We start from the raw sequence: 9214 nt of genomic DNA, 5'->3' as shown, positions 1-9214 counted from the left end.
TATAAGCCGCGACCGTCTCTTCGGGCACCGAGCCCGGATAGAGGATGTCGACACCGCTCTCGAACAGCCGCGCCGCATAGGGATCGTTCTCCTTGCGTCCGCCCAGCATCACCAGCGTGATGTTGGGGTTGCCGAGATGAGCCAGGGCCTGGACGCTCAGATCCTGCCCCTTGCGCGGGTCGATGCGGCCCAGATGCAGCAGGTAGAAGCGCTCGGGTTTCTTCTCGAAGGGGCAGGGGCGGGGCGAGAGGTCCATGCCGATGCCATAGGGGACAACCGTCCAATTGTCGCGCTTGAGATAACGGCCCCAGAGCCATTGGGCCTGCCATTGGGTCGGAAACACGATCCGGTCGGCGGTGCCGAAGGCCTCGGGCTTGAAATCCGCCATCTTGGTGTAGCCGAGGCCGAATTTCGGCTCGTGGATCCACCAGACCACCGGGCAGCGTCCCGCCGTCTGCATCACGATGTCGGAGGCGGTCACGGTGTTGAATAGCGCGACGTCGTAATCCTTGAGCTTGACCCCCTCCTTGAGCGGAATGTCGTAGCGCTCGAATTCCGCCTCGAGCGGTTCGGTCGGGCGTTTCAATTTCAGGATATGGATGTCGTGGCGCTTGCGCAGCTCGCGCAGCAGGCGAAGCAGGATGATCGGCGCGCCCTCGCGCACGAAATTATGGCTGTAGGCCAGGATCCGCATTCGTCTTCCCCCCGATGGCGTGGGGGCTTGCCCCCGCGTCCCCCGCCGTCATCCCCCGATGACGGCTCCTCTCACATCCGTCCGACCGCGCCGACCTTCTTCGGCGCCGGCTGGCGCGACAGGGCCGGGATCACATCCTCGGCGCGATCGACCACCATATAGAACGGCGCCGGATCGGCCATGAAGCCCTCCTGCCTGCCATGCTCGATCAGCCGCAGCAGCGGATCCCAGTAACCGCCCTCGTTCAACACGACGATCGGCTTGTCATGCTGGCCCAGCTGACGCCAGGTCATGACCTCGAAGAATTCCTCGAGCGTCCCGAACCCGCCCGGCATCATGCAGAAGGCGTCCGAGAGCTCGAACATGAGCTGCTTGCGCGCATGCATGCTGTCCACCACGCGCAGCTCGTCGATCTCCCGGTTGCCGATCTCGCGGACCTCGAGGAAGTTCGGAATGACACCGGTGACCTGGCCGCCCGCGCTCTTGACCGCATCGGCGACGACGCCCATCAGCCCGACGCGCCCGCCGCCATAAATGAGCCGCACCTGATTCTGCGCGATATGCCGGCCCAGCCGCTGGGCGATGTCGCGATAGCCCGGTCCGCGGCCTTCGGCCGCGCCGCAATAGACGCACAAGGATTTGATCGAAGCCGTCATGAGTTCCGGTGGTTATATCGGTTGGGGCCGCGAAACCGGCGACGCCCGGTAACAAAGGCCGGCGACCATAGCCCCCTCCGGCCTTCCGGGCCAGTTTGAAGCCGCGCCGCGGCCGGGCGGCATTTTGCCCGCCCGAATCGACAGACCGCCGTCAGGAGGGTAGCCCAGGATGGAAGTTGAGGGCCAAAACCCCGCTTTCAAGGCGGATTTCCAAGGGTCTGGAGGATGATGGTGCGGAACAAAGCTTGCGAAGGGCTGAATCGCCGGCCGGCCTTGGCCAGCCGGGTCCGGAGCCTTGGGCTGGGGCTGCTGGGGTTGAGCCTGCTGGCGGTCGCGGGTCCTGCCCGGGCGGACAGCAGCGCGGAGGGAGACTCGCAGATCGCGCGCGGGGCCTATCTCTTCGCCGCCGGCGGCTGCAACGCCTGCCACACCGACAAGAAGAATGGCGGCGCGCAGCTGGGCGGCGGGGTGGCCTTGGACACGCCCTTTGGCCGCTTCTACACCCCCAATATCAGCGCCGATCCCGAGCATGGCATCGGCCGCTGGTCCGAAGCGGATTTCCTGCGGGCGCTGAAGCAGGGCATCGCGCCCGACGGCAGCTACTACTATCCGGCCTTTCCTTACACCGCCTACTCCAAGGCCAATCCCGACGATCTGCTGGCCATCCGCGCCTATATTCTTTCCCTGCCGCCGGCAGCGACCGCCAACAAGCCCCATGAGCTGCGCTTTCCCTTCAGCTGGCGCGCGCTTCTCGGGGTCTGGCGTCTGATGAATTTCGACGAGGGCGGCGCCTGGGTGGAGGATGCCGGCCACGATGCGAGCTGGAACCGCGGCGCTTATCTGACCGCGGCGCTGGGCCACTGCGCCGAATGCCATACGCCGCGCGGGTTCCTGGGCGGGCTCGAGCGGAGCCTCTCCTTTTCGGGCACGACAGCGGCGCCGGGCGGCGGCAAGGTGCCGAACATCACGCCCGATCCCCAAACCGGCATCGGCAGCTGGTCGAAGGATCAGGTGGTTCGCGTGCTGAAGGACGGGGCCTTGCCGGACTTCGATTATGTCGGCGACGGGATGGGCGAGGTGGTCAGCGAGAACACCAGCAAGCTTACCGATGCTGATCGAACGGCTATCGCCGACTATCTGATGTCGCTGCCGCCCATTCGAAACGACGCCGCCAAGGCGACACAACCCGGCTATTGAAGGCCGCGATCGGCCCCCGAGATTGCAAAAACCTCCGGGAAGGCCGTCTCGCGGCCGTTAACCTTCCCGGTCGCGGCGGCATGACAGAGCCGTTCTCGGCTGTTACGCTTGGGCGTCAGCGCTGGCGGAGTCGCCAGATCGCGAATCGCCGACCGCGACGGCCCATTACGAGAGTCGAATTGAACCGCGTTCTCCTCATTGTGATTCTGGGCGCAGCCGTGGTGGCGGCGGCGCTGGTGCTGCAATTCACCATCAACCGCCAGAGCAGCGACGAGCCGCAGCCGACCGTCTCGAGCGAGCAGACGGCGAGCGCGCCCGCGGGCGAGAGCACGACCGCGACGACGACGGAAGCGCCGGCCCCCACCGACCTCAAGCCCAGCTTCGACGTCGTCCGGGTGAAGCCGACCGGCGAGACGGTCATCGCCGGCCGCGCGCCGCCGGGGGCCGAGGTGACCATCAGCGACAATGGCCAGGTGCTGGGAAAGGTGACCGCCGACGAGCGCGGCGAATGGGTGTTCCTGCCTGAGAAGCCGCTGACCCCCGGCAATCATCAGCTCTCGCTGTCGGCAGTGCCGCCGGGCGGGGGCCCGGCGACGGAATCGGATGACGTGGTGGTGGCGGTGGTGCCGCAGCCCGGCACGACGCTCGCGGGTCAGGCCGGCGGCAACACGGGCGAGGCGCTTGCGGTCATCGTGCCGCGCAATGGCGGCAGCGCCACCCAGGTGGTGCAACTGCCCTCGACCTCCCCCTCGGGCACGACCACGCCCGATGCCCAGGCGCCGCGCATGGGCGCCCTGTCGCTCGACACGGTCGATTACGACAATCACGGCGACATCATCGTCGGCGGCCATGCCGAGCCCGGCGCCCAGGTCATGATCTATCTCGACAATGGATTGCTGGGACAGGCGCTGGCCGGTGCCGACGGCCGCTGGGAATTGCGTCCCGAGCTGCCCGTGCCGCCCGGCCTCCACACGCTGCGCGCCGATCAGTTGAACGGCGAGAGCAAAGTGACGGCGCGTGTCGAGACGCCGTTCGAACGGGCGACGCCCGGTGACATCGCGGCCGCCGGCGCCTCGTCCAGCGACAGCATCGTGGTTCAGCCCGGCAACAGCCTGTGGCGGATGGCCCGGCGCAGCTATGGCAGCGGCTGGCAATATTCGGTGATCTACGAGGCGAACAGGGAACAGATAAGAAATCCCGACCTGATCTATCCGGGCCAGGTTTTCAAGCTGCCGCCGGCCAAGACCAATTGATGGCGCCGGGGGCGCGCCTTCAGGCGGCGTTCTTGGCCGCGCGCTTGGGCGGCAGGAATTCGGCGACGAGCGCCAGATAGGGCATCAGCTCCAGCAGCAGGACGGTGACGGCGCCGATCAGACGGCCCGCGGTCAGCGGGCGTTCGACCGGAATCTCGCCCACGGCACGCATGCTCATATTGGCGCCGGTCAGGAGCCGCGCATGCGGCAGCTGGCGCGTCGCCTGCAGCAGGGCCAAGGCCCGCTGGCGGCGCTCGCGCGATTCGATCGAGTAGGGCAGCGGCAGCAGATCCGCGCCGATCACCAGACGGGCGCCGGCATCCGTGGAGAAGGCCTGGCCGCTGAAGTGATGGCCGAGGAAGGCGAAGCGGAAGGTGACCGGATTGTCTTCGCCCCGCTCCTCGATCATGCCTTCGGCGCTGACCGAGACCGAACTGATCTCGATCGGCAGCGCCTGGCGCGCGATCTGGGCGAACATTGTCTGCGCCATGGGGCTTGGAACCTTATCGGGAAACTATATCCGAAAGGAGTATCACGCCCGCTTTTAAGGATCGGTTAAACCTACTGAAACATTGGCAAAATCGGGGGCAATCAGATGCTTGAGCCGGTCCACCCCCGGGGCCGCCGAGGTTACGCTGGCGTTCTGGGAACGCGGCGGGTGTTGTAGATTGCACGCATGAGCGATCAACCCGCAAAGCCCCTCGGATCGGAACAGCGTTATCGCGCCAATCTTCAAGGCGAAGTGGATGGCGCACAGCTGTACCGGTCGCTGGCCGATGCCGAGCCCGACCCGAAGATTGCCGAGGTCTATCGACGGCTGTCGGCGGTCGAGGAGGCGCATGGCGAGTTCTGGAGGCGCAAGCTCCAGGCGCTCGGCAAGCGCGCGAGGCCCATGCGGCCCGGCTGGCGCACGCGGGCCCTGGGCTGGCTTGCACGCCGCTTCGGTCCGGAGTTCGTGCTGCCGGTCATCAGCGGCCTGGAGAAGGCGGATGTTGGCAGTTACGACGCCCAGCCCGACGCGGTGGACGGCGGGTTGCCGCAAGCGGAACGCTCTCATGCCAGGATTCTGGCGGCCATCGCGGGCGGTCCCGAAGGTGGCTTGTCCGGATCGACACTCGGCCGGATCGAAGGGCGCCATAGAACCGGCGGCAATGCCCTGCGGGCAGCCGTTCTTGGCGCCAATGACGGGTTGGTTTCCAATCTCAGCCTGGTCATGGGCGTGGCCGGTGCCACGGTCGATTCCCACACGTTGCTGATTACCGGTCTCGCCGGTCTCGTCGCTGGCGCCTGTTCGATGGCCATGGGCGAATGGCTTTCCGTCAACAGCGCGCGGGAGCTCTATCAGCAGCAGATCGAGACCGAAGCCGGCGAACTGGAGCAGGCGCCAGACGAGGAGAAGGAAGAGATCATCCTGATCTATCAGGCCAAGGGCCTCAGCGAGGCACAGGCGCGCGCGCTGGCCGATCAGCTGATGTCGAACAAGGAGACCGCGCTCGATACCCTGGTGCGGGAAGAGCTGGGCATCGATCCCGACGAACTGGGTGGGTCCGCATGGACGGCGGCAGGGACCTCATTCTGTCTTTTCGCGTTCGGCGCCGTCTTTCCGATCATTGGGCTGTTCTTTCTGACCGCCGAGGCGGCGCTGCTGGCGGGCCTGATCGCGAGCGGCGTGGCCTTGTTCGCGATCGGAGCCGGGACCAGCCTCTTCACCGGACGTGGTGTTCTGTTTTCAGGATTGCGCCAGTTGCTGATCGGGTTCGCCGCCGCAGGCGTCACCTTCCTGATCGGGCGACTGGTCGGGGTCAGCCTCGCGGGTTGACCCACACCACCATGCTCTCCAAATATCTGCTCAGCTCCCTCAATCAAACGAGAAAGCGGCTCAACGTGACCCAACAGACTCCTTCCGCCAGCTATGTCATTACCCCGCCGCCGCAACCGGCCTTGCCGGTCCGCGGCACGACGCAGCTCTTCCCGGTGCATCGCATCTATTGCGTCGGGCGTAACTATGCCGAGCATGCGATCGAGATGGGCCACGACCCGAAGCGCGAGGCGCCGTTCTTCTTCCAGAAGAACCCCGACACGCTGGTGCCCGACGGCGGCAAGTTCCCCTATCCGGACCGCTCGACCGACGTCCACCACGAGCTCGAGCTGGTGGTGGCTCTGGCCAAGGGCGGCAAGAACATCGCGCCGAAAGATGCCGCGGCTTGCATATTCGGTTATGCGGTCGGCCTCGATATGACCCGGCGCGACCTGCAGGGCGAAGCCAAGAAGCAGGGGCGTCCCTGGGAGGTCGGCAAGGCCTTCGAGCATGCGGCCCCCTGTTCCGCGATCCTGCCGGCGTCCCAGATCGGCCATCCGGCCAAGGGCGCCGTCTGGCTCGACGTGAATGGCGAGCGCCGCCAGACGGGGGATCTCGGCCAGTTGATCTGGTCGGTGCCGGAGATCATCGGCCATCTCTCGGCCCTCTTCGAACTGAAGCCCGGCGACCTGATCTTCACCGGCACGCCGGCGGGGGTCGGGCCGGTCAAGCGCGGCGACCGGCTCCATGGCGGCGTCGAGAGCGTCGGCGAGCTCCGGATCGAGGTCGCCTGAGGTCCGGGGTTCCCTCTCCGGGATGCCGATATATCCCTTGAAAAAGCAGGGTAAAATTCCGATCTGAGGGGGATTGGGAGAGGGCATGGCGGGTCGCCGGGAATGCTTACCCAGCGGCAACCGCCCGAGGATAGAATGCGCGCCGCTCGGCACCCGGCCGTCACGGCAAGCCATAGGACCTTTTCCTTGCTCGATCGCATCTTGGTTCCCATTCATCGCGAGGGCTGGCGTTTCGCGGGGCTGTTCGCGATCGCGACGCTGCTCTTGTGGTGGCTGTGGTCGCCCCTGGGCTGGGTCGGGCTGGTGGCGACCTTGTGGTGCGTCTATTTCTTCCGCGACCCACCGCGCGTGACCCCGATCCGCAGCGGCCTGGTGATCGCGCCCGCCGATGGCGTGGTGCAGGCGATCGAGCCGGCCGTGCCGCCGACGGAACTGGGCATGCCGGCCTTGCCGCTGATCCGCATCAGCGTCTTCATGAATGTGTTCGACGTGCATGTGAACCGCATGCCGATCGACGGCACGGTGCTGTCGCTGGGCTATCGGCCCGGCAAGTTCTTCAATGCCTCGCTCGACAAGGCGAGCGAGTTCAACGAGCGCCAGTCGGTCCGGGTGCGCAGCACCGACGGCCATGAGTTCGCGGTGGTCCAGATCGCGGGCCTGGTGGCGCGGCGGATCCGCTGCGATATCGAGGCGAACCAGATGGTGCGCGCGGGCGAGCGCTTCGGCCTGATCCGCTTCGGCAGCCGTGTCGATGTCTATCTGCCCGAGGGCATCGCGCCGCTGGCGGTGGTGGGTCAGCGTTCGGTCGCGGGCGAAACGGTCTTCGCCGACCTGCAATCGGCCGAACCCATGCGAAGAGGAGAGATGCGCTGATGCGTAGGCGTCCTACGGTCGCGCGGCTGCGCGACCAGTCCTTCAACCGGCTGATCCCCAACATCCTGACCTTGCTGGCACTCTGCGCCGGCCTGACCAGCATCCGCTTCGGATTGCATCAGCATTGGGAAGCCGCCGTGGTGGCGATCCTGATCGCGGCCATCCTCGATGCGCTGGACGGGCGGATCGCGCGCCTGCTCGACAGCACCAGTAAATTCGGCGCCGAGCTGGATTCGCTCTCCGATTTCGTCAGTTTCGGTGTGGCCCCGGCGCTGCTGCTCTATTTCTGGAATCTGTCCGAGACCGGTGCGCCGGGCTGGGTGGCAGTGCTGCTCTATTGCGTCTGCTGCGGCCTGCGTCTGGCCCGCTTTAACACCAAGCTCGACAACACCGACCTGCCGGCCTGGACCGGTCGCTTCTTCATGGGCGTTCCGGCGCCGGCTGCCGCCGGACTGGTCCTCGTGCCGATGGTGGCCGACCTCGCCGTCGGCCCCGGCTATTTCGACAATCCCTGGCTCGCGGGCATGGTCGCGGTGGTCGTGGCGGGGCTGATGGTGAGCCGCCTGCCGACCTACTCCTTCAAACGGATCAAGGTGCCGCAACATTTCGTTCTTCCTACCCTGTTGATCGTGGGGGCACTGGCGGCCTTTCTGGCGTCGAGCCCCTGGCTCACCTTGCTCGGAATCTGCGGCCTCTATCTCTGCTCGATGCCGTTGAGCTGGCTCTCCTATCGCCGCCTCGCGGGCACCACGCCTGTGGCGCCGGCCACAGCGCCGGTCGCGATGGAAGAAACCGATCTCGACGAGCATGATGAGTTGCCGCCTCGCTGATCTTTCACGCGGGCACGCTTGGGATTGCGTAATGTTGGGGTGGAAATGCTGGACCCGAAATCGGGCTCCAGGCATTGTCCCTGAGGTCCCTTGCTGTTTGAGCCTGCACCATGAGCGATGCTCCGATCTCACGCCGCGCTTTGCTGGCCGTGATCCGTCCCTGGATCGCCAGCGCCGTGGTCGTGCTCGCGCTGGCCTTGGCGGTGCGGTTCCTGGTGATCGAGCCGCGGGGCATCGGCATCGCCTGCCTGGGCGAGCCCGCGCCCTGGTGGTGCGGTCCGCGCGATCTGCTGGTGGTGATCTCGCGCGGCGGCGGCTGGGGCGTGGCCTCGCTCGGCTTCAGCATCCTGGCGCTGATCACCGGCTGGCGGCCTTTGGCCGTGCTGGCTTGCGTGCTGGGGCTCTGGGGCGTCGTGCTCTATAACGCCGGGGCTGCCGCCTTCGGGCTGCTACTTGGCCTGTTGCGTCTGGTGCGCGCCGATGCCGGGATCTCCGGCCCCGACCCGCAGCGCCCGCAAGGCCGGCAGCAAGGGTAACGCCAGCAGCAGCGCGGTGGCGGCCCAGCCCAGCGCGACGAAATTGAGCGGGCCTTCACGCAAAGCGACCAGCAGGCCCGCCAGGAACAGCAGACCCGAGAGCATCGCTTCCTCGCGCCGGTCGACCTTGCGCGTGGCCGCGATGTCGCGGGCGCTCCAGGCGAGCCAGGCGAAAGCGATCGCCGGCGTGAGCAGGGCCGCGAGCGGGAAGTCGCGATAGCGCGGATCGAAGATGAATCCGAGCGACAGCGCGAGTGCCGTGACCACGGCGGAACCCTGCAACAGCGCCAGTATCGTCGGCAGGTCGAGCCGCGCGCGCCAGGGACGGCACAGCCAGGCGAGCGCCGAGGAGAAGGTGGCGATCTTGAACCGTCCGGTCGCCTGCGCGTGAAATGCCGCGAGCGCGCTGCCGGCGCTGACCAGCAGCAGCAGGGCTTCAGCGGCATACTCATAGGAGACCATCGCCGCCAACAGCGAATGCCGAACCTGCAGCAGGAGGGCGCTGCCGGTCGCTTCCGCGATCAGGCCGGCCAGGATCCAGCTGCCGATACTGCCGCGATAACCCCAGAGGAAAGCGGCGCCC

12 protein-coding genes are annotated in these 9214 nt (G+C 66.7%); 7 read left to right on the top strand and 5 right to left on the bottom strand.

Annotation, left to right across the window (positions count from 1 at the left end; genetic code table 11):
• Together ACREE8_RS20485 and ACREE8_RS20480 are read right to left on the bottom strand one after the other, a co-directional pair.
• The coding region (locus ACREE8_RS20485; protein ID WP_431574869.1) for a glycosyltransferase at positions 1-694 on the bottom strand (694 nt) is incomplete at its 3' end.
• Positions 695-765: 71 nt separating this feature from the next.
• Complete coding sequence (locus tag ACREE8_RS20480; RefSeq protein ID WP_431574868.1) at positions 766-1350, bottom strand: TIGR00730 family Rossman fold protein; 585 nt, start codon at positions 1348-1350, stop codon at positions 766-768.
• Between the two features lie 225 nt (positions 1351-1575).
• Here ACREE8_RS20480 and ACREE8_RS20475 point away from each other — a divergent pair, with 225 nt between their 5' ends.
• Positions 1576-2547, top strand: a complete 972-nt coding sequence (locus ACREE8_RS20475; protein WP_431574867.1) for a c-type cytochrome — start codon at positions 1576-1578, stop codon at positions 2545-2547.
• 179 nt (positions 2548-2726) lie between these two features.
• A complete protein-coding gene (locus ACREE8_RS20470) occupies positions 2727-3800 on the top strand; it encodes a LysM peptidoglycan-binding domain-containing protein (protein ID WP_431574866.1) in 1074 nt (357 codons plus the stop codon).
• 19 nt (positions 3801-3819) lie between these two features.
• Here the strand turns inward: ACREE8_RS20470 and ACREE8_RS20465 are convergent, their stop codons facing one another.
• Together ACREE8_RS20465 and ACREE8_RS20460 are read right to left on the bottom strand one after the other, a co-directional pair.
• Entirely contained in the window at positions 3820-4290 is a 471-nt protein-coding gene (locus ACREE8_RS20465) for a hypothetical protein (RefSeq protein WP_431574865.1), read from the bottom strand.
• 54 nt (positions 4291-4344) lie between these two features.
• Entirely contained in the window at positions 4345-4641 is a 297-nt protein-coding gene (locus ACREE8_RS20460) for a hypothetical protein (RefSeq protein WP_431574864.1), read from the bottom strand.
• 51 nt (positions 4642-4692) lie between these two features.
• Between ACREE8_RS20460 and ACREE8_RS20455 the strand changes: the two genes are divergently transcribed.
• The 5 genes from ACREE8_RS20455 (at position 4693) to ACREE8_RS20435 (ending at position 8631) form a co-directional block, all read left to right on the top strand.
• Complete coding sequence (locus ACREE8_RS20455; RefSeq protein ID WP_431574863.1) at positions 4693-5619, top strand: VIT1/CCC1 transporter family protein; 927 nt, start codon at positions 4693-4695, stop codon at positions 5617-5619.
• A 65-nt stretch (positions 5620-5684) separates the two neighbouring features.
• Entirely contained in the window at positions 5685-6392 is a 708-nt protein-coding gene (locus ACREE8_RS20450) for a fumarylacetoacetate hydrolase family protein (RefSeq protein ID WP_431574862.1), read from the top strand.
• 135 nt (positions 6393-6527) lie between these two features.
• The gene (locus tag ACREE8_RS20445; RefSeq protein ID WP_431574861.1) at positions 6528-7265 is read left to right on the top strand and encodes a phosphatidylserine decarboxylase; all 738 of its coding nucleotides are present in this window, start codon (positions 6528-6530) and stop codon (positions 7263-7265) included.
• Positions 7265-8095 (top strand): CDP-diacylglycerol--serine O-phosphatidyltransferase, encoded by an 831-nt coding sequence (pssA, locus tag ACREE8_RS20440; protein WP_431574860.1) that lies wholly within the window; start codon positions 7265-7267, stop codon positions 8093-8095. The genes ACREE8_RS20445 and pssA overlap by 1 nt, the downstream gene beginning before the upstream one ends.
• Before the next feature lie 110 nt (positions 8096-8205).
• On the top strand, positions 8206-8631 hold the full coding sequence (locus ACREE8_RS20435) for a hypothetical protein (RefSeq protein ID WP_431574859.1): 426 nt from the start codon (positions 8206-8208) through the stop codon (positions 8629-8631).
• Here ACREE8_RS20435 and ACREE8_RS20430 read toward each other — a convergent pair.
• Positions 8545-9214, bottom strand: a 670-nt coding sequence (locus tag ACREE8_RS20430) for a hypothetical protein (RefSeq protein ID WP_431574858.1), incomplete at its 5' end; no start/stop codon positions are given. The two genes, ACREE8_RS20435 and ACREE8_RS20430, sit on opposite strands and share 87 nt — an antisense overlap.

It is taken from the genome of Hypericibacter sp. (assembly GCF_050729195.1).
GTDB lineage: Bacteria > Pseudomonadota > Alphaproteobacteria > Dongiales > Dongiaceae > Hypericibacter.
This window is presented reverse-complemented; position numbering and strand designations above follow the sequence as displayed.

What these genes read in the sequence shown, in the direction of transcription:
- ACREE8_RS20475 (WP_431574867.1), top strand. Translation starts at nt 1,576, where the DNA reads ATGATGGTGCGGAACAAAGCTTGCGAAGGGCTGAATCGCCGGCCGGCC.
- ACREE8_RS20445 (WP_431574861.1), top strand. Translation starts at nt 6,528, where the DNA reads ATGCGCGCCGCTCGGCACCCGGCCGTCACGGCAAGCCATAGGACCTTT.
- ACREE8_RS20460 (WP_431574864.1), bottom strand. Translation starts at nt 4,641, where the DNA reads ATGCGCCTCCTCGACCGCCGACAGCCGTCGATAGACCTCGGCAATCTT.
- ACREE8_RS20465 (WP_431574865.1), bottom strand. Translation starts at nt 4,290, where the DNA reads ATGGCGCAGACAATGTTCGCCCAGATCGCGCGCCAGGCGCTGCCGATC.
- pssA (WP_431574860.1), top strand. Translation starts at nt 7,265, where the DNA reads ATGCGTAGGCGTCCTACGGTCGCGCGGCTGCGCGACCAGTCCTTCAAC.
- ACREE8_RS20435 (WP_431574859.1), top strand. Translation starts at nt 8,206, where the DNA reads ATGAGCGATGCTCCGATCTCACGCCGCGCTTTGCTGGCCGTGATCCGT.
- ACREE8_RS20455 (WP_431574863.1), top strand. Translation starts at nt 4,693, where the DNA reads ATGCGGCCCGGCTGGCGCACGCGGGCCCTGGGCTGGCTTGCACGCCGC.
- ACREE8_RS20480 (WP_431574868.1), bottom strand. Translation starts at nt 1,350, where the DNA reads ATGACGGCTTCGATCAAATCCTTGTGCGTCTATTGCGGCGCGGCCGAA.